Below are 16,603 nucleotides of genomic sequence, written 5' to 3' on the forward strand. Positions count from 1 at the left end.
AGCGCCTGCCATAGGGCCGGAAGTCCCATCGGATCGAACCCTTCCCAAGGAGCCCTGTGCGCACGGACCCATCCATCGGCTTTCCGGAGCTGCCGAGGTCGGAACTCGAGAAGGCCATCGACGAGCTGGTCCAGAAGGCGCAGAGCGTGCTCCATACGCAGGGGCGGCTCCGGGACCTCCTCACGGCGACGCGAGCGATCACCGAGGACCTCGACGTGGAGGTCGTGCTGCGGCGCATCACGCAAGCAGCCGTCGATCTCGCCGGCGCGCGGTTCGGTGCGCTCGGGGTCATCGGGCCGGATGGAACGCTCGAACAGTTCATCCACGTCGGCATCGACACCGAAGCGGCACGGTCGATCGGTCATCTCCCCCGCGGGCTCGGTGTCCTGGGTGCGCTCATCGACGACCCGAGCCCGGTGCGTCTCGACCACCTCGCCGACCACGACCGGTTCGTCGGCTTCCCCGACGGGCACCCCCCGATGGAGAGTTTTCTGGGCGTGCCCATCCAGGTCCGAGGACAGGTGTTCGGCAATCTCTACCTCACCGAACGGGCGGACGGCCCGTTCAGCGCCGAGGACGAGGAGCTCCTGCAGGCCTTGGCCGGCGCTGCAGGCGTCGCGATCGACAACGCCCGGCTGTTCGGCGAATCGCAACGCCGACAGCGCTGGGCACTCGCTTCGGCCGAAGTGTCCTCCGCGCTCCTCGATCAGGACGGTGCGGACCCACTCGGCTTGATCGCAGCCTCCGTGATCCGTCTGACCGGCGCCGCCGTGGTGGCGCTGGTCGCCCGCACCGACTCCGACGCGTTCGCCACCGACATGGCCTGGGGTGACGACGCGGAGGCGTACCTCGGTCGTGTCTTCAGTGCCGCGTCGACACCGGCAGCCCAGGTCATCGCTTCGGGGAACCCCGCCCTGTCCCTCGGCCTTCCCCGTCCCGGGTCCCCAGACCAGAGTGACTTCACCGGCAGCGCCATGATCGTGCCCCTGGCCAGGCCAGGTGGTGCCGACTCCGTCCTCCTCGTGGCCCGTCCCACCGGTTCTGCTCGGTTCGTCGAGCTGGACCTCGACATGATCACGGACTTCGCCGCGCAGGCGAGTGTCGCCTTGGAGCTCCGAAGCGCCCGTGAGGCGCGGGAACGCGTCGCGCTCCTGGAGGATCGGGAGCGGATCGCCCGCGACCTGCACGACAACGTCATCCAACGGTTGTTCGGGGCCGGCCTGGCGCTCAACGGCCTGGACCTGCACGCCCTCCCGACGTCGGCGCGCGCTCGCGTGGACGGGATCTCCGACCTGCTCGACGAGGCGATCGCCGAGATACGGACCTCCGTGTTCGCCCTCCGAGCGACCCATCGACCGGAAGCCGACGCGCGTCACCGCCTCCTCGATGTCGTCGGTGAAGCGGCCGGTTCCTTCCCGACGTCGCCACGGATCATCTTCGAGGGAGAGGTGGACCTCCTCGTGGCGGGCGTGCTGCTCGACGACGTCGAGGCGGTCGTCCGCGAGGGGTTGTCGAACGCCGCTCGTCACGCTCAGGCGACCTCGGTCACCGTCTCGATCACGATCGAACCGACTGCGGCATCACCGGCGAGCTCGTCCGCCGTCGTGGTGCGCGTCACCGACGACGGGCTCGGGCTCGGCGGCGACGGTCCCCGTGCGGCGAGCGGTATCGCCAATCTGGCCGCGAGGGCGGCCTCGCACGGCGGATCGAGCGAGCTGACCCCCGGTGCCGAACACGGCGCCGTCTTGACCTGGCGTGCGCCGCTCCCTGAACCTTCGAAGGACTCCTCCCGATGATCCGTGTCTTCCTCCTCGACGACCACGAACTGGTCCGACGGGGCATCACCGACGTCATCGAACGCGAACCGGACCTGACGGTGGTCGGCGAAGCCGGCACGGTCCACGACGCGATCTCCCGGGTCGATGCGACGACCCCCGACGTGGTGGTGCTCGATGTGCGACTTCCGGATGGATCAGGGGTGGACGCCTGCCGCGACATCCGCTCGGCTCATCCGGACCTCCCCTGCATCATGCTCACCGCGTTCGACGACGACGACGCCCAGCAAGCCGCGGTGCTCGCGGGAGCGCAGGGATGGCTCTTGAAGGACATCCGCGGCGCCGGTCTCGTGAGCGCCATCCGTCAGGTGAGCGCGGGCGCCCAGCTCATGGACGCGGAACTCGTCCTTCGTGCGCGCAGACGACTGCTCGATCACCCCGCGACCGACGAGGCGCGTCTCACCCTGCGCGAGAGCCAGGTGCTGTCGCGCATCACCGAAGGCATGACGAACCGGCAGATCGGGGTGGACCTCGGTCTCGCCGAGAAGACGGTGAAGAACTACGTGTCGGGGCTGCTCGGCAAGATCGGTGTGGAGCGGCGGACCCAGGCTGCGGTGTACGGGCTCACCCACACCAACCGTCCGAGGCCCTGAGGTCCTCAGCATCGAAGGGTGACCGCGGTCACGGAGCTGAACGGCGGCCGGTCTCCGGTGGAGGACCGTCTGTTGCCGCGACCTCGTCGAGTGTGCCGTCGCGGTGTCGGTCGAGCGTGCCCTTGCGTGCGAGCCGCTCGCGGGTGGCGTGGCACAGCTGCTGCCATCGTGCGGTGTCCACCGTTCGTACCGTCATGCGTTCCTCGATCTGTCGTCGTGTCTTCTCAGGCAACCTCGCCCGGACCTGCCGCGGTAGGGCCGTTCGACCCTCCTTCCTTGGGAGACCAGGTGAGGAAACCCATGGGACTTTCGGCCCTCACCTCGCGAAGGACGAGCGACGACGATGGTCTTCGAAGGCGCCGCCCCTCCCCCGTCCGCGCAGAACGAACAGAAAGCACACACCATGAGCACCACGACCACCGACAGCGCTGCAGCCACCACGCTCACGTCCCGCACTCGCCTGCTCGCCCGGTGGGCTGGAATCCTCGCCATCGTCGCCGGGATCGTCATGATCGTCGCGGGCGGCGTGGTGTGGGGCGTCGTCAGCTCACAGCTCGCCGACCAGCACATCACGGTGAGCGAGGACGCATCGTTCCTCGCCAACGCGCCGGTGACGGGCCCGTTCAGCGCGTTGGCGCAGGCTGACGCGATCAACATGCACGCCACCGCGATGGCAGACGGCAAGACCTACGCTCAGCTCGAGAAGGACGACCCGATCCGAGCGACCGTGATGGACGCGTCGTTCCTCCGCGCTTCGCTCTTCACCTCGGTCGTGTCGTTCGGCGTCGCCGTCTTCGCCATCGGAGTCGGCATCATCCTCGCCCTCCTGGGTTGGGCCACGACGGCGCTCAGCCGGGCCGTCCAGGTGGCCGCACCGCAGACGGACCTCTGAGGCCTGTCGCCTCGTCGCACGTGGCGGATTCAGTCGTGGCGGAGCGCGGCACCCTCGACGGGTGTCGCGTTCCGCTGTCCTGTTCCGATGCCCGGGCGGATCCGACCGGGGCGCTGTAGGCGGCCTGGTCCCGCGGAGTGCCGGCACGCGCCCGGTAGCTTGGACATCATGGTTGAGATCTCCGACTTCGTCACACACGGCCCTGTCCCGGAAGAGCTCATCGAGGAATATCGGGGCCGAGTCCCGGACGAACTCGTCGAGGTGTGGGAACGCTACGGGTACGGGACCTTCGGCCACGGCTTCCTGCGCGTCATCGATCCGAAACGCTACGAGGACCAGGTCGGCGACTGCATCGGCAAGACGCAGGGTGACGGCATCGCCATCCCGATCATGGTCACTGGTCTCGGTGACCTCATCACCTGGGAGCCGAGCATCGGCGTCGTCGGCATCCTCTTCCGAGAAGGCCGGACGGTGGGACTGAACTCCTCCGTCGACAACTTCCTCTTCATGGTCGATCTCGACGGACCCGACGAACTGTCCGACACCCTGCACTGGGACATCTTCCCCGAGGCGGTCGCGGCGCACGGCGACCTGCCCTACGAGGAGTCGTTCGTCTTCGAGCCATTGCTCTCGCTGGGCGGCACGGCCACGGTCGAGAACCTGCACAAGCGCGAGACCATCGCCGCGATCCAGGTCGCCGTCGACCTCCAGGGCGTCATCGGCCACTGACCGCCGTGCGGCCGTGTCGGCAGGCCTACGGCGCCCACTCGGCATCGAGCCACGTCACCGTGGGGAGTTCTGCACCACCCGCCGGCGTCGGTACTCGACGATGGAGACGACGAAGAACACGACAGCCGCGACGACCATGAGCACGAGGGAGATCGGACCCCACCACACGGGCAACTGCCGGGCGAAGAGGATCCCTGCGATGCCGGCGATGAGCGAGGCGGCCAAGACGTAGCGACTCCATGCGACCATGATTCGAGCCTAACCGCACCGCACGAGGCACTGTTCTCCGTGTTCCACCACGCGCTGGACAGACCCGCAGCCTGCGCCGACCTCGCCGGGTCAGGGTCGCACTCGACCGCGGCGAAGCCAGGCTGGGCTCGGGTCACGTCGGCTCCACGACGGCTGCCAGCGCGGCTACGTCCCGAGCAACCGCCCCGTCCAGTCGGCCAGAGCCGCCGTGGCGGTCCTGGAGATGGTGGCGTCCGGCATCATGCTCGTGAAACCGTGGAACGCACCCGGCCACACGTGCAGTTCCGCGTCACCACCCGCAGCCCAGAGCGCACTGGCGTAGGCGACCGTCTCATCGCGGAACACCTCAGCGCTGCCGCAGTCGAGGTACGTGCGCGGGAGCCCGGTGAGGTCGGTCGCCCGAGCCGGCGCGGCGAAGATGGAGACGTCGTCACCAGCACGCCGGGATCCGAGGTACGCATCCCAACCGAACCGGGTCAGCTGTCGATCCGCGACCCCCACACCGTCGATCTGCTGCGTCGACACCGTGGCGTCACGGTCGTCGAGCATCGGCGACACCAGGATCTGCGCCAGGAGCGCCGGCCCGTTGCGGTCCCGGGCGAGGAGGGCGGTGCCCGCGGCGAGTCCGCCGCCCGCACTCTGCCCGGCGATCACGATGCGCTCAGGATCGATGCCGAGTTCGTCAGCGTGCGCCGCGACCCACACGAGTCCGGCGTAGCAGTCCTCCACGGGGTACGGGTCCGGATGTTCCGGGGCGAGACGGTAGTCGACGCTCACGAGCACCACGTCGTGGTCGTTCAGGAGCCAGTCGTCGTAGGAGTCGAGGTTCCCGAGGTGGTGGCCGAACATCATCCCACCCCCGTGGATCGTGTAGACCGCGGCCGTCGCTCCCATGCGACCGATCCGCTGAATGACCGCGAGCGTGATCGGATCCCCGAGGTGGCCGGGAACGGTGAGCGTGCGCCGCTCGTATCCCCGCGAGCGCAACCGCTCGTCGAGGGCCTCCTCGGTCAGCTCGAGGGCACGCATGTGCGGCAGCATCTCCGCCGTCAGGGTGAACGGGCCGCGCGCCTCGAGGGCGGTGAGGAAGGTGGCCAGTTCGGGATCGAACGGAGGTCGGGGCGAGAGGTCAGACATGGGAGGGCTCCTGGATGGTGGGTTCGGACGGGGTGCGACGTGAACGGTGGATGCCGACGGCGACGAGGGCCGCGGCGAGGCAGGTGATGGTGAGTCCGGCGATGAGGATCGCATCCTCGAACGACGCGAGCCGATCGGAGGTGGACGTCATCGTCGTGATGCGGCCGCCGACGAGCGCGGCGAGGATGGTGCCGGTCGCGGCGATCCCGACAGCCGTGGCCAACTCGCTGGCCGTGTCGACCAGGGCCGCACCGATGGACGTGCGGTCCGACGGGAGGCCGCGGAGGACGTTGTTGCCGGCGACTACCCCGACCACGCGCATCCCGGCGGCCACGAGCACCAACGCGACCAGCACCCAGGGGTACCCGAATCGGCCGAGGAGCGCGAACATGGCGAGCCCCGCGACCACCGCGGCAGCGCTCATCCAAGCGGCGCGATCGAGGCCTAACCGCTGCACGAACGGACCGACGAAGCGACCACTCGCCAGCAACACCACGACCTGCGGGAGCGTGCCGAGCGCGGCGAAAGCGGGCGGCCACCCCCACGCGAACTGCAGTTGCAGCGTCGTCAGGTAGGACAGCCCCGCCATCGCGAGTCCAGAGGCGGCCTTGTAGGCCAAACCGGACGCCACCAGAGGCTGGGCGACGAGCCGCAGATCAAGCACCGGGCGACGCGCGGTGCGCTCGCGGACCACGAACCCGACCGCGGCCGCCGTGGTCGCCACAGCGACGCCCCACGCCAGCGGAAGGTCGGCGCCTGCGACGAACAGGGTCGGCGTGAGGAGGGCGCCGACGATGGTCGCGGTGCCCAGGGAGGCGCCCACCACGTCGATGCGCTCATTGTGCAGATGGTCTCGCTGGTCGGCGGCGACTCCGGCGCGGATCCCGATGAGAGCGACGATCGCGATGGGCGCGTTGGCGACGATGAGCACCTGCCACGGTGCGACAGCGAGGACGAGCCCACCGATCGTGGGTCCGGCGGCGAGACCGACCAGTCCAGCGGTCGAGATGACCGTCAGGGCACGCACGCGCAGATCGTCCGCGTCGAACAAGCGGAACGCCAACGCCATGGAACCGGGGGTCGTCATCGCCGCGGCGACGCCCATCAGCGCACGCACCGCGATCAACTGTTCCACCGAGGTGACGAACACCGTCAGGACGCTCACGATCGTGAGCAGCACGAGGCCGATGAGCATGATCCGTCGCCGACCGAACCGATCGGCCACCGCACCGAACAGCAGCATCAATCCGCCGAAGGCGACCGAGTATGCCCCCGACACCCACTGCAGTGACGACGTGGAGGCAGTGAGCTCGCGCCCGATGGTCGGGAGTGCGACGTTCAGGACGGAGTTGTCGAGCATCTCGAACAGGAACACCGCCGAGAGACCGGCGAGCGCGACCCACGCGTCGCGGAGGCGAGCCGGTGGTGGTGGCTGGACCGCCGGGGAGGTTGAGGGTTCGAGCATGGACGCACTCCTTCGATGAAGAAGTGGCGACTCCCACGAGACGCTTGTGCGTTTCCGTCGGCCGAGGCGCGACGGGATTTTTCCCTCTGGGATGAGAGTAGCGCATCGTCGACCGGCCAGATCCCTCGTGCTCGCCTCGCGATGACATCATCGACCCATGACCACTCCCCCGATCACCCGCGAAACGCTGGCCACCGTGGACCTGGAGGGTGCGCCGTCCTTCGCCTCCGTCGAGGTGCGACGCATCACCATCCCGGCAGACGTCCACCCCGGTGCGCACTGGCACAACGGGCCCGTCTTCGGCGTGGTCGAATCCGGGTCCGTGTTCTTCCAAGTGGGAACCGGAGAGCAGACCGTCCTCCGCGCCGGCGACACGTTCCATGAACCGGCGAACGAGACGATCACCCGCTTCGACGCGACCGACGAGGGTGTCACCTTCCTCGCCTGGTTCCCGGTGCCTGCCGGTATCACGCCCGAGTTGACCATGGGCGAACCACCCGTCGGGAACTCCTCGTCCTGACGACGGAGGAAGACCACCGTCAATCGACGGGCGACACGCGGATCAAGTTGCCGTCGGGATCGGCGACGACGAACGTCCGACCGAAGACGTCGTCGTACGGAGGTTCGACGACCGTGACGCCCTTGGCGGTCCACGCCTCGAACAGCTCGTCGACGGCGGTCTCCGAGCCGGGGACCATGAGCCCGACCTCGGACGTGCGCGGCGTGCCAGGCACCGCGTGTTCGTTGCGTCCCGTCCAGAGCGCGAACAGGACACCCGGAGCCACCGGGAACGCCACGTACCGCGGGCTCGTGAAGACCGGTTCGATCTCGAAGAGCTCGCTGTAGAACGTCGTGGCGGCTCGGGCGTCCTGGACCTGGATCAGGAAGAGGTTCGGTGCAGACATGCGGATCTCCTATCGGTGTGTATCGAGGTGTTCCCAGCCAATCGACAAATCACGACAGTTCCTGTCAGGTTTCACGAGAACATTGATCCCATGAAGGCCTCCCGACTCCTGAGCCTCCTGCTCCTCCTCCAGACCCGGCAGCGCATGACCACCGTCGAGCTGGCCGAGCGGCTGGAGGTCTCCACGCGGACGATCCTCCGCGACGTCGAAGCGCTCTCGACCGCGGGTGTGCCCGTGTACGCCGAGCGAGGCAGATACGGCGGCATCGTCCTCCTTCCGGGCGCGCGGCTGAACGCATCACATCTGGATCCCGCCGAGATGGACTCGCTGGCGGTCGCCGGGCTCGACGGCACGCAGCGCGAACAGTTGGGGATCGCGGCCGCTCACGACATGGCCCTGCGGAAGATCGCCGCCCGCCGCAGCGGGGACGAGGGCACGAACCTGGCCGAGCTCGTCATCGTCGAGAACTCGAGGTGGCTCGCCGCCGAGACCCGCGAACCGGACGTCGCGGATCTCGCGATGACCTTGCGCTCCCGCTCACGGCTGCGGCTCCACTACCGCCGAAGCGGTGCCGAACACGCCACCACCCGCGACGTCGACCCCTACGGGCTGGTGTCGAAGTCAGGCCGCTGGTACCTCGTCGCCGATGACGGCCGGAAGCCGAAACTCTTCGCGCTCGATCGGCTCGAAGGGTACGAGGCACTCCCGGAACGTGCGGTGACACCCGACGGACACGACCTGCGCTCCGTCTGGACCCGACTCCGCGAGCGCACGGAAGCCCCAGGGCAGGTCGAGGTGACCATCCGGCTCCGAGCAAGTCGCCTCGACCTCGCCGCACGCATCCTGGGAAGTCGATTGCACCCAGCCGGGCCGGTCGACGACGACGGCTGGCAGACCCTGACGGTCACCTACCCGGAGGTCGAAGCCGTACGTCAGCTGCTGCAGTTCGGGGATCACATCGACGTCCTCGCCCCGGCAGCCGCCCGCCGACGCATCGCGGAACTCGCGGCAGACCTCGCCCGCCGGCACGACGACGGACCCGCTTTAAGTCCGGGAGGAGCACACGAACCGACGCCGCAGTGAGATGCCGGCGCATGATCGCGTCCGAGTACCGAGAGAATCAGACATGCGCACACGACGGAACCTCCGGAACCTCTTGGTCACCCTGGGAGTCACCGCGCTCGCGGTCCCCCTCCTCGTGTCCTCCCCCGCGAACGCCGCCGCGGGACTGCCGATCGAGGGATACCTCATGACGGGGTCCGGCGCGCAACACCTCGCCCCGAGTGCCGCAGCCCTCTCGCTCGTCGGGATCGACGGCGTCAACCTGTCCTCCAACGGCGCGAAGGTCACGGCGACCCCGCGGGAAGCCGCGGCCATGGTCACCGAGGCGAAGCGGCACGGACTGAAGACCGAACTCCTCTTCGGCAACTTCGACGCGTCCGCGGGTGACTTCTCGCCAGCCATCGCCACCAAGCTCCTCAGTAGCACGGCGAACCGGAAGGCCGTCGTCGCGTCGCTCGTGTCCAGGGTCGAGCGGGGCGGGTTCGACGGCGTGCAGGTCGACCTCGAATCGCTCGACCGTACCCACACGGCCGGTCTCACGAGCTTCATGACGGAACTGCGTGCCGCGCTCCCGGCCGCATCGACCATCTCGATGGCCCTCATGGCGACCGACACCGCAGCCGGCTACGTGGACGAGGGCTACGAGCTGAGCGCCCTGAACGCCTCCGTCGGACGGTTCGTCCTCATGGCCTACGACCAGCACGGCCCCACCTGGACCAAGGCGGGCCCCATCGGCGGTACCCCCTGGGTGAAGAGCGTCCTCGCCGCGTTCATCGCGACCGGTGTCCCGAAAGGCAAGATCGACCTCGGGGTGGCCGAGTACGCGTACACCTGGCCGACCGACGGCGCCGACGGCGTGCAGCTGACCGTCGCCCAAGCCCGAGCGAAGGCCGGGAAGCGTGCGACGTTCGACGCGAAGCAGCAGGAGTGGACCGCGAAGCTCGCCGACGGCACGGTCATCTGGTGGTCCGATGCCAAGACCCTCGGCCTGCGGAAGGCCCTCGCAACGCAGCAGGGGGTGCACGGTCTCGCCGTGTGGGAGCTGAGCCTCGGCGACCCGATCAGCTGACCCGTGGGCGGGCGGCGGCGGTCCGCGGGCGCCGAGCGCGATGACGGCGCCTGCCGAGAACGCTGCTCGCGCGCCAGCTCCGGCTCAGCCCACCCGCGTCATCACCGCTCGCGGAGACCACGCTCACACCATGCGGCGCATCATCCGTTCGGCGATCCGCAGCCCGAACCGCTTCGGCAGGACGCGAGAGGACACCACGGCCAGGATGCTGTTCGCGGCACCGTCGACCACCGAGGGCGCCGTCCCGCGCATCGCCCGCCAAGCGGTGTCGACGACCTGCTCGGGCATGCGCTTGTCGGTCGAGGGATTGGATCCCATTCCGGTGTCGGTGTCGCCTGGGGAGACCGCGAAGATCCGGAGCCCGAAGGGGCGGTTCTCCTCGGACAGGGCCTCGGAGAGGTTGATCACATAGGACTTCGTCGCGGAGTACGCGGCGAAGTGCGGCATCGGTTGATAGCCGGCCGCACTGCCGATGTTGATGATCGTGCCCGTGCGCTGTGCCCGCATGCGGACGACCGCCGCACGATTCAGGAGCGTCAGCGCCGTCACGTTCAGCGCCACCAGGTCGCGAAGGTCACGCTCTGCGGTGTCCGACAGATCCCCCTCGGGCGCGACTCCGGCTGAGTTGACGAGGTGGTCGACGCGCACCAGCCCGTCGAGGAGCTCGGCGACCAGTGCATCGACGTCAGCCGTGCGGATCAGGTCGGCGACGTGCACCTGCGCGACGATCTGATGGACCGAGGCGAGCTCGTCCGCCAGCGCCCGCAACGCCTCGCCGGAGCGGGCGACGAGGACGAGGTCGAACCCTTCGGCTGCATACCTGCGCGCGAATTGCGCGCCGATGCCGGAACTGGCCCCGGTGATGACGGCCACGGGGCGAGAGGAGAGAGGCACGGTGGGCCTTTCAGTCAGAATGCGGATAATCTATCCGCGCGGATACTCTATCCGCTCTCGAGCGTGATCCGGGTACGCTGTGACGATGGCTACCCCTCGGCGAGACGCTGCTCGGACGCGGCTCCAAATCCTCGAGGCGGCTCGCTCCCTGGTCGCCGCAGGGGAGACGCCCGCCCTCAACACGGTCGCCCACGCGGCCGACGTCGGTGTCGGGACGGTCTATCGCCACTTCGCGACGGTCGCCGAACTCGAAGAGGCGCTGGTCTGGGACCGGTTCGACGCCCTTGCGACGATCCTCCGACAGGCCGGCCCGGAGCACCTCGACCAGGCGCTCTCCGCGCATTTCCGCCTCCTCGTCGAAGACTCCCTGTTCGAGAAGGTCGTCTCGCGGCAGGAGGCAGTACTGGAACGGACGACGCAGTTGCAGACGGCGTTGATCGAGGACCTCGGGACGCTGATGCAGCGCGCCGCCGCGCTCGGTCACCTGCGACCGGACGTCGGCCCGACCCAGGTGCTGCTGCTCCTGTGCGGCATCGCCCACGCCGCTCGCACGGCCAGCATGGCGAGCGACGACCCCGACAGTTCGCTGATGCTGCAGGTCGTGCTCGAGGGCCTCCGCCCCGACCAGGCCGGGACAGGACACCCGGTCGCCTGACCGCCGGCGGACAGGACGTGTCCTCGGCCTGGAGCATGCTTGGTCCATGTGGGATACGACGTCACGGACGTTCCGACTGCTGGAGCTGCTCCAGCGGAACGGGTTCATGGCCACCGAACGTTTGGCCGGTGACCTCGGCGTGACGACGAGGACCGTGCGCCGCGACGTGGCACGGCTCCGCGACCTCGGGTACCCGGTCGACACACGCCTCGGTGTCGACGGCGGATACTCGATCGAACCGGGTGCGGTGCTGCCCCCGATCCACCTGACCACCGAGGAGGCGCTCGCCTGCGCGCTGGCGCTCCGACGTTGGCAGGACGACGTCGACGGGACCCTCGCGGCCGGTTCGCTCGGGAAGATCGTCGCGTCGCTGCCACCTCGGGCGCGCTGGATCGTCGACGCGGTCGCAGCCGTCACCCTCGACGCCCCGATAGACGCCCTGGAGCCGATCGACCATCCGACGGTCGACATCGGCCTCCTCGGCGACCTCGCGAGGACATGTCTGGTGCGGCGCCGAGTCGGGTTCGCGTACACGGGGCGCGACGGGACCTCGACCCCGCGCCGCGTCGACCCGCACCGGCTCGTCAACACGGCACGGCGGTGGTACCTCGTCGCCTTCGACCTCGACGCCGACGCGTGGCGCACGTTCCGCGTCGACCGCATCACCGGGTTCGCGGCGACCGAGCTGCCCACGAGGGAACGTCCGCTCCCGGACCCGGACGTCGAGGGATGGGTCACCCGACGGCTCACCGTCGGCTGGCAGCAGGTCACCGGCACCGTCCGCGTCCACGCGCCGATCGAGGCGGTGCGCCGGTGGGTCGCACCGGCGTGGGGCAGCGTCGAAGCGGTGTCGCCCGAGGTCACGGTGGTGCGCGCCGGAGCGGACAGCCACGACGCGATCGCCCGGTGGTTGCTCCTGGTGCAGGCCGACGTGGAGGTGATCGAACCCGACGGGTTGCGGGCCGCGTTCGGCAGGGTGGCGGAGCAGGCGGGCCGGGCGGCCGAGTCAAGCCCGGCCAACCCGCAACCGGTCACCGGAGCGGTCTGAAGAACTCGGTCAGATCGTCGATGAGTGCCGCCGGTTCCTCGAGGGCGGCGAAGTGGCCGCCGCGGTCGGTGACGTCGGTCCACCGCGTGATGGTGTGCTCCCGCTCGGCGTAGGCACGGATCCCGACGTCGTGGGCGAACATGATGACGCCGGTGGGAACGCCGGACGGTTCGTCGACTGCACCCCACGCCGTGTGCTGCGCGTACCCGACGTAGGCGGCGGTGCCGGCGGTCTCGGTGAACCAGTACAGCGAGACGTTCGTCAGCAGACGATCGAGCGGGACGACCGCCTCGGGAAGCGCCTCGCGCGGCACCGTCCACGCGTGGAACTTGTCGATGATCCACGCGAGCAGGCCGACCGGTGAGTCGACCAGTGCCGCTCCGATCGTCTGCGGCCGGGTGGACTGGATCGCGATGTAGCCGTACTCGTCACGCATGAAGGCCTGGACCCGTGCGAGACGGTCGAGTTCCAGCGGGGTGAAGCTCGCCAGCTCCGCCTCGCTCGGCGCCCGCAACGGCATCCCCAGCGAGCCGTTGACGTGCACGCCGACCACGCGGGTCGGCGCCGCCCTCGCCACCTGGGATGAGACCGCAGCGCCGATGTCGCCGCCCTGCACGCCGAACCGTTCGTAGCCGAGCCGCTCCATGAGCGTCGCCCACGTCCGCCCGATCCGCGCCGCATCCCAACCGCCCTCGACGACGGGGCTCGAGAACCCGAAGCCGGGCAGCGAGGGGATGACCAGGTCGAAGGCGTCGGCCGCCTCCCGCCCGTGCGCTTCGGGGTCGGTGAGCGGGCCGATGAGGTCCAGGAACTCGACGAACGATCCCGGCCAGCCGTGCGTGAGCACCAGTGGAAGCGCACCGTCGACCGCCGACCGGACGTGGAGGAAGTGGATGGTCTGCCCGTCGATGACCGTCGTGAACTGCGGGAACGCGTTCAGCGCCTCCTGCTGCGCACGCCAGTCGAAGGAGTCCGCCCAGTGGTCGACCAGGCGGCGGAGGTAGTGGACCGGAACCCCCGTCGACCAGTCGTCGCCCGGCAGCGTCGGCGGGAACCGGGTGGCCCAGAGTCGACGCGTGAGCTCGGCCACCGCGTCCTCCGGAATGTCGATCCGGAACGGGTGGATGTCGGTGTGCATCATGGTTTCCTTCCCTCGCGGGTGGGCTCCGATGAGCCGCACCACGCTGGCGACGATAGGGACGAACGAGGACAGCACCTGTCCGCCGACGGCGCCGAAACGTGCAGCGTCTCGTGGGGCCGGCGAGTCATCCACCGGGAGGATGCCAAGCTCGACGCATGCCCCTACCCGAGATCGAAGCACTGACGTCGGACCGCCTCACGCTGGAGCCGCTCTCGGTCGACCATGCCGCGGCGATGGTCGACGTGCTCGCCGACCCGGCTCTGTACACCTTCACCGGTGGGGAAGCGCCGTCGCTCGACACGCTCACCACGCGGTACCGGACGCAGCTGCGGGGGCCGGCGGACGATTCGGAGGCCTGGCTCAACTGGATGGTGCGCCGCCAGGACACCGACACCCTCATCGGGTTCGTCCAGGCCACGGTGCGCGCCGAGGGTGAGGGTGGTGTGGACAAGGGCACGCTCGCTGAGATCGCCTGGGTCATCGACCCGGCCCACCAGCGACTCGGGTTCGCCGCCGAGGCCACCAACGCGATGGTCACCTGGCTGCACGCCCACGGGGTGGAGCGGTTCGCCGCGTCGATCCACCCGGAGCACACGGCGTCCCAGCGTGTGGCGCAGCGGCAGGGCCTGCGTCCGACGTCGACGGTCGAGGACGGCGAAGTCCGGTGGGAGTCGTCCGCCCCGGAGGCACCCGGGCAGCACGGAGGGACGAGACCCGGTCCGAAGCACTAGCGACGCGGCCGCCAGACCTCGGCGCAGTCACTTGCGATGATCGCAACCCTCGGCGTAGAGTTGCGATCATGGAAAGTCACTTCGAGGACCCTGCGCCGGACCGACGCCCGGCATCTTCCAGCACCTCGCCGTCCGAGGCGCAGACTGCACTCGACGACATGACCCGCGATCAGCAGCACCTCGCCACCCGCATCATCACGCCGTGGTGGTACCACCCGGCGCTCGGACTCATCAGCGCCGTCTTCGCGGGCGCTCACGCTCTCCCCGGGGCCTGGCCATTGGGTGCGATCGCCCTCGGCATCGCCGCGATCCCCGTCCTGACCACGGCGTACGCCCGCACGGCTGGTGTCGTGGTGACGAAGCCGGCCGGCCCGCGGAGCCGACGGCTGCTCCTGGCGACGCTCCTCGTGCTCGTCGCCGCCATGTCCTGCAGCATCGCGTTCAAGTTCCTCGGGGTCTCCCCCTGGTGGGCGCTCATCCCGGCCGGCGTGACGTTCGTGGCGACCGTCGTCCTCGGACGCCGATACGACGAAACGCTCCGCCAGGAGATCGCCGCTCCGACGGCGCGACCCGCCCGATGAGCACACCGGCACCCGCCTTCAACGAGGTGATCCACGCGCCCCTCCGGCTCCGGATCTGCGGGCTGCTCCGCGCCGTCGACGAACTGGAGTTCTCCGTCGTCCGCGACGCCCTCACCATCGACGACGCCAAGCTCTCGAAGCATCTGAAGGTGCTGGTCGACGCCGGCCTGATCACCCTCCGCAAGGAACGGTCGTCGACACGGACCGACTCCCGGCGCCTCACCTGGATCGCCCTCACCCCCGCCGGTTCGGTCGCCCTCGAAGCCCACCTCGCCGCCCTGTCGAGCATCGCCGCCGGGATCCCGGTGGAGTGAGCCGGGACACCGTCGAACCCCGGTGGTCCGTGTACGAAGACGACATCCGAACGCCCTTCGCATGGGCCGGGGACACCTACGCCGTCCGGAGCCGTCGGGGCAGACTGGCGCTCGGCGACACGCACAGACAGGAGCAGGCATGCACCGCCCGACCGCGCTCGATCCCGCCGACCTCGATCGCCTGACCGCCCTCCGTCGGTGGCTGCACCGTCACCCCGAGCTCTCCGGCGAGGAGGACGGCACCGCGGCGGCCATCACCGCCTTCCTCGCCGACACCGCGCCCGACGACGTCATGACGGGACTCGGCGGACACGGAGCGGCGGTGGTCTACCGGGGTGCCGAGCCCGGCCCCACGCTCCTCCTCCGCGCAGAACTCGACGCCCTGCCGATCACCGAGGTGACCGAGGTGCCACACCGCTCCGTGCACGAAGGCGTCGGCCACCACTGCGGTCACGACGGCCACATGGCGATCCTCGCGGGGGTCGGCGTCCTCCTCGGGCGCCACCGACCGACGCGCGGCCGAGTCGTCCTGCTGTTCCAGCCCGCCGAGGAGAACGCCGTCGGCGCCGCAGCGGTCCTCGCCGACCCGGCCTTCGAACAGGTGCGTCCCGATCTGGCCCTCGCGCTCCACAACCTCTCCTCACTGCCATTCGGCCAGGTCGTGCTCGACGAGGGGGTCGTGAACTGCGCTTCGCGCGGGCTGCGGGTCATCCTCGAGGGCGAACCCACGCACGCGTCGGCACCGGAAGGCGGCGTCTCCCCCGCATCGGCGCTCGCGAACCTGCTCACCTCCCTGCCGGCGCTCGCGCGAGGGGACGGGATCGATGCGGACTACCGCCTCGTGACGGTGACCCACGCCGTCCTCGGCGAGCAGGCGTTCGGTGTCGCGCCCGGGCACGGCGAGCTCTGGGCGACCCTCCGCACCATGACCGACGCGGGCATGGATGCGCTCCGTGCCGACGTCGAACGCCTCGCCCTCGGAGCAGCGGACGAGCACGGCCTCCGCGTCACGTTCGAGGAGTCGGACGTCTTCCACCACTGCGAGAACCACCCGGAGGCCGTCGCGCTCCTCCGAGGCGCACTCGACCGCGAAGGGGTCTCCCACACGACGGGCGTCCTCGAGCGGGGGTCCGAGGACTTCGGCCTATTCCGGACAATCGCCCCATCGGCCATGTTCTTCATCGGCTCGCGGCGCACGCCGGAATCACCCGCCTTGCACCACCCGGACTTCGACTTCCCCGACGAACTCATCGGCACCGGCACCCGGGTGTTCGCCAGAGCGGTCCGCGACCTCCTGGGGTGA

General features: G+C 69.6%; 20 protein-coding genes. 13 read left to right on the forward strand and 7 right to left on the reverse strand.

What is annotated here, in order from left to right; translation table 11 throughout:
* Positions 1 to 56 precede the first annotated feature (56 nt).
* Both ASE44_RS10755 and ASE44_RS10760 read left to right on the forward strand, forming a co-directional pair.
* The gene (locus tag ASE44_RS10755) at positions 57 to 1,796 is read left to right on the forward strand and encodes a GAF domain-containing protein (RefSeq protein ID WP_056779626.1); all 1,740 of its coding nucleotides are present in this window, start codon (positions 57 to 59) and stop codon (positions 1,794 to 1,796) included.
* Positions 1,793 to 2,428, forward strand: coding sequence for a response regulator transcription factor (locus ASE44_RS10760; RefSeq protein WP_056009367.1), 636 nt, complete (start codon positions 1,793 to 1,795; stop codon positions 2,426 to 2,428). Before ASE44_RS10755 ends, ASE44_RS10760 begins: the two co-directional genes overlap by 4 nt.
* Before the next feature lie 28 nt (positions 2,429 to 2,456).
* On the opposite strand, the gene ASE44_RS18965 is transcribed toward ASE44_RS10760, so the two are convergent.
* The gene (locus tag ASE44_RS18965) at positions 2,457 to 2,624 is read right to left on the reverse strand and encodes a hypothetical protein (RefSeq protein ID WP_157579887.1); all 168 of its coding nucleotides are present in this window, start codon (positions 2,622 to 2,624) and stop codon (positions 2,457 to 2,459) included.
* Positions 2,625 to 2,831: 207 nt separating this feature from the next.
* Here ASE44_RS18965 and ASE44_RS10765 point away from each other — a divergent pair, with 207 nt between their 5' ends.
* Together ASE44_RS10765 and ASE44_RS10770 are read left to right on the forward strand one after the other, a co-directional pair.
* Positions 2,832 to 3,320, forward strand: a complete 489-nt coding sequence (locus ASE44_RS10765; protein ID WP_056011654.1) for a hypothetical protein — start codon at positions 2,832 to 2,834, stop codon at positions 3,318 to 3,320.
* Positions 3,321 to 3,488: 168 nt separating this feature from the next.
* Complete coding sequence (locus ASE44_RS10770; RefSeq protein WP_056779628.1) at positions 3,489 to 4,049, forward strand: GAD-like domain-containing protein; 561 nt, start codon at positions 3,489 to 3,491, stop codon at positions 4,047 to 4,049.
* Positions 4,050 to 4,103: 54 nt separating this feature from the next.
* On the opposite strand, the gene ASE44_RS10775 is transcribed toward ASE44_RS10770, so the two are convergent.
* From ASE44_RS10775 to ASE44_RS10785, 3 genes are all read right to left on the reverse strand, one after another.
* Positions 4,104 to 4,298 carry a hypothetical protein gene (locus ASE44_RS10775; protein WP_056779630.1) on the reverse strand — a complete coding sequence of 65 codons (195 nt, stop codon included), beginning with the start codon at positions 4,296 to 4,298 and terminating at the stop codon, positions 4,104 to 4,106.
* A 165-nt stretch (positions 4,299 to 4,463) separates the two neighbouring features.
* Complete coding sequence (locus ASE44_RS10780; protein ID WP_056779633.1) at positions 4,464 to 5,435, reverse strand: alpha/beta hydrolase; 972 nt, start codon at positions 5,433 to 5,435, stop codon at positions 4,464 to 4,466.
* On the reverse strand, positions 5,428 to 6,900 hold the full coding sequence (locus ASE44_RS10785) for an MFS transporter (RefSeq protein WP_056779636.1): 1,473 nt from the start codon (positions 6,898 to 6,900) through the stop codon (positions 5,428 to 5,430). Before ASE44_RS10785 ends, ASE44_RS10780 begins: the two co-directional genes overlap by 8 nt.
* A gap of 157 nt (positions 6,901 to 7,057) precedes the next feature.
* Between ASE44_RS10785 and ASE44_RS10790 the strand changes: the two genes are divergently transcribed.
* Entirely contained in the window at positions 7,058 to 7,420 is a 363-nt protein-coding gene (locus ASE44_RS10790; protein WP_056009376.1) for a cupin domain-containing protein, read from the forward strand.
* A gap of 19 nt (positions 7,421 to 7,439) precedes the next feature.
* Here the strand turns inward: ASE44_RS10790 and ASE44_RS10795 are convergent, their stop codons facing one another.
* Positions 7,440 to 7,805 carry a VOC family protein gene (locus ASE44_RS10795; protein WP_056779639.1) on the reverse strand — a complete coding sequence of 122 codons (366 nt, stop codon included), beginning with the start codon at positions 7,803 to 7,805 and terminating at the stop codon, positions 7,440 to 7,442.
* A gap of 90 nt (positions 7,806 to 7,895) precedes the next feature.
* Between ASE44_RS10795 and ASE44_RS10800 the strand changes: the two genes are divergently transcribed.
* Both ASE44_RS10800 and ASE44_RS10805 read left to right on the forward strand, forming a co-directional pair.
* Positions 7,896 to 8,888 carry a YafY family protein gene (locus ASE44_RS10800; RefSeq protein WP_056779642.1) on the forward strand — a complete coding sequence of 331 codons (993 nt, stop codon included), beginning with the start codon at positions 7,896 to 7,898 and terminating at the stop codon, positions 8,886 to 8,888.
* Positions 8,889 to 8,931: 43 nt separating this feature from the next.
* Entirely contained in the window at positions 8,932 to 9,936 is a 1,005-nt protein-coding gene (locus ASE44_RS10805; RefSeq protein ID WP_056779645.1) for a glycosyl hydrolase family 18 protein, read from the forward strand.
* A gap of 123 nt (positions 9,937 to 10,059) precedes the next feature.
* On the opposite strand, the gene ASE44_RS10810 is transcribed toward ASE44_RS10805, so the two are convergent.
* Positions 10,060 to 10,830 carry an SDR family oxidoreductase gene (locus ASE44_RS10810; protein ID WP_082455960.1) on the reverse strand — a complete coding sequence of 257 codons (771 nt, stop codon included), beginning with the start codon at positions 10,828 to 10,830 and terminating at the stop codon, positions 10,060 to 10,062.
* An 85-nt stretch (positions 10,831 to 10,915) separates the two neighbouring features.
* Here ASE44_RS10810 and ASE44_RS18525 point away from each other — a divergent pair, with 85 nt between their 5' ends.
* The gene (locus ASE44_RS18525; RefSeq protein ID WP_056914192.1) at positions 10,916 to 11,485 is read left to right on the forward strand and encodes a TetR/AcrR family transcriptional regulator; all 570 of its coding nucleotides are present in this window, start codon (positions 10,916 to 10,918) and stop codon (positions 11,483 to 11,485) included.
* 46 nt (positions 11,486 to 11,531) lie between these two features.
* The gene (locus ASE44_RS10820; protein ID WP_056779654.1) at positions 11,532 to 12,533 is read left to right on the forward strand and encodes a YafY family protein; all 1,002 of its coding nucleotides are present in this window, start codon (positions 11,532 to 11,534) and stop codon (positions 12,531 to 12,533) included.
* On the opposite strand, the gene ASE44_RS10825 is transcribed toward ASE44_RS10820, so the two are convergent.
* Positions 12,517 to 13,671, reverse strand: a complete 1,155-nt coding sequence (locus ASE44_RS10825) for an epoxide hydrolase family protein (protein ID WP_200921055.1) — start codon at positions 13,669 to 13,671, stop codon at positions 12,517 to 12,519. The two genes, ASE44_RS10820 and ASE44_RS10825, sit on opposite strands and share 17 nt — an antisense overlap.
* Before the next feature lie 158 nt (positions 13,672 to 13,829).
* On the opposite strand from ASE44_RS10825, the gene ASE44_RS10830 reads away from it, so the two are divergent.
* From ASE44_RS10830 to ASE44_RS10850, 4 genes are all read left to right on the forward strand, one after another.
* Positions 13,830 to 14,405, forward strand: coding sequence for a GNAT family N-acetyltransferase (locus ASE44_RS10830; RefSeq protein WP_056009396.1), 576 nt, complete (start codon positions 13,830 to 13,832; stop codon positions 14,403 to 14,405).
* Between the two features lie 68 nt (positions 14,406 to 14,473).
* Positions 14,474 to 14,986: a hypothetical protein gene (locus tag ASE44_RS10835; RefSeq protein ID WP_157579889.1), complete on the forward strand. Its 513-nt coding sequence runs from the start codon at positions 14,474 to 14,476 to the stop codon at positions 14,984 to 14,986.
* On the forward strand, positions 14,983 to 15,300 hold the full coding sequence (locus tag ASE44_RS10840; protein ID WP_056009400.1) for a transcriptional regulator: 318 nt from the start codon (positions 14,983 to 14,985) through the stop codon (positions 15,298 to 15,300). The genes ASE44_RS10835 and ASE44_RS10840 overlap by 4 nt, the downstream gene beginning before the upstream one ends.
* Before the next feature lie 139 nt (positions 15,301 to 15,439).
* The gene (locus ASE44_RS10850; RefSeq protein WP_056009404.1) at positions 15,440 to 16,603 is read left to right on the forward strand and encodes an amidohydrolase; all 1,164 of its coding nucleotides are present in this window, start codon (positions 15,440 to 15,442) and stop codon (positions 16,601 to 16,603) included.

The organism is Plantibacter sp. Leaf1 (genome assembly GCF_001421315.1).
In the GTDB taxonomy this organism is placed as follows: Bacteria; Actinomycetota; Actinomycetes; order Actinomycetales; family Microbacteriaceae; genus Plantibacter.

Bases quoted from the DNA above. Each gene is read 5' to 3' on its own strand.
- ASE44_RS10760 (WP_056009367.1), top strand. From the start codon at position 1,793: ATGATCCGTGTCTTCCTCCTCGACGACCACGAACTGGTCCGACGGGGC.
- ASE44_RS10840 (WP_056009400.1), top strand. From the start codon at position 14,983: ATGAGCACACCGGCACCCGCCTTCAACGAGGTGATCCACGCGCCCCTC.
- ASE44_RS10795 (WP_056779639.1), bottom strand. From the start codon at position 7,805: ATGTCTGCACCGAACCTCTTCCTGATCCAGGTCCAGGACGCCCGAGCC.
- ASE44_RS10780 (WP_056779633.1), bottom strand. From the start codon at position 5,435: ATGTCTGACCTCTCGCCCCGACCTCCGTTCGATCCCGAACTGGCCACC.
- ASE44_RS10800 (WP_056779642.1), top strand. From the start codon at position 7,896: ATGAAGGCCTCCCGACTCCTGAGCCTCCTGCTCCTCCTCCAGACCCGG.
- ASE44_RS10785 (WP_056779636.1), bottom strand. From the start codon at position 6,900: ATGCTCGAACCCTCAACCTCCCCGGCGGTCCAGCCACCACCACCGGCT.
- ASE44_RS10790 (WP_056009376.1), top strand. From the start codon at position 7,058: ATGACCACTCCCCCGATCACCCGCGAAACGCTGGCCACCGTGGACCTG.
- ASE44_RS10770 (WP_056779628.1), top strand. From the start codon at position 3,489: ATGGTTGAGATCTCCGACTTCGTCACACACGGCCCTGTCCCGGAAGAG.
- ASE44_RS10825 (WP_200921055.1), bottom strand. From the start codon at position 13,671: ATGCACACCGACATCCACCCGTTCCGGATCGACATTCCGGAGGACGCG.
- ASE44_RS10765 (WP_056011654.1), top strand. From the start codon at position 2,832: ATGAGCACCACGACCACCGACAGCGCTGCAGCCACCACGCTCACGTCC.
- ASE44_RS10830 (WP_056009396.1), top strand. From the start codon at position 13,830: ATGCCCCTACCCGAGATCGAAGCACTGACGTCGGACCGCCTCACGCTG.
- ASE44_RS18525 (WP_056914192.1), top strand. From the start codon at position 10,916: ATGGCTACCCCTCGGCGAGACGCTGCTCGGACGCGGCTCCAAATCCTC.
- ASE44_RS10850 (WP_056009404.1), top strand. From the start codon at position 15,440: ATGCACCGCCCGACCGCGCTCGATCCCGCCGACCTCGATCGCCTGACC.
- ASE44_RS10805 (WP_056779645.1), top strand. From the start codon at position 8,932: ATGCGCACACGACGGAACCTCCGGAACCTCTTGGTCACCCTGGGAGTC.
- ASE44_RS10775 (WP_056779630.1), bottom strand. From the start codon at position 4,298: ATGGTCGCATGGAGTCGCTACGTCTTGGCCGCCTCGCTCATCGCCGGC.
- ASE44_RS10835 (WP_157579889.1), top strand. From the start codon at position 14,474: ATGGAAAGTCACTTCGAGGACCCTGCGCCGGACCGACGCCCGGCATCT.
- ASE44_RS18965 (WP_157579887.1), bottom strand. From the start codon at position 2,624: ATGACGGTACGAACGGTGGACACCGCACGATGGCAGCAGCTGTGCCAC.
- ASE44_RS10820 (WP_056779654.1), top strand. From the start codon at position 11,532: ATGTGGGATACGACGTCACGGACGTTCCGACTGCTGGAGCTGCTCCAG.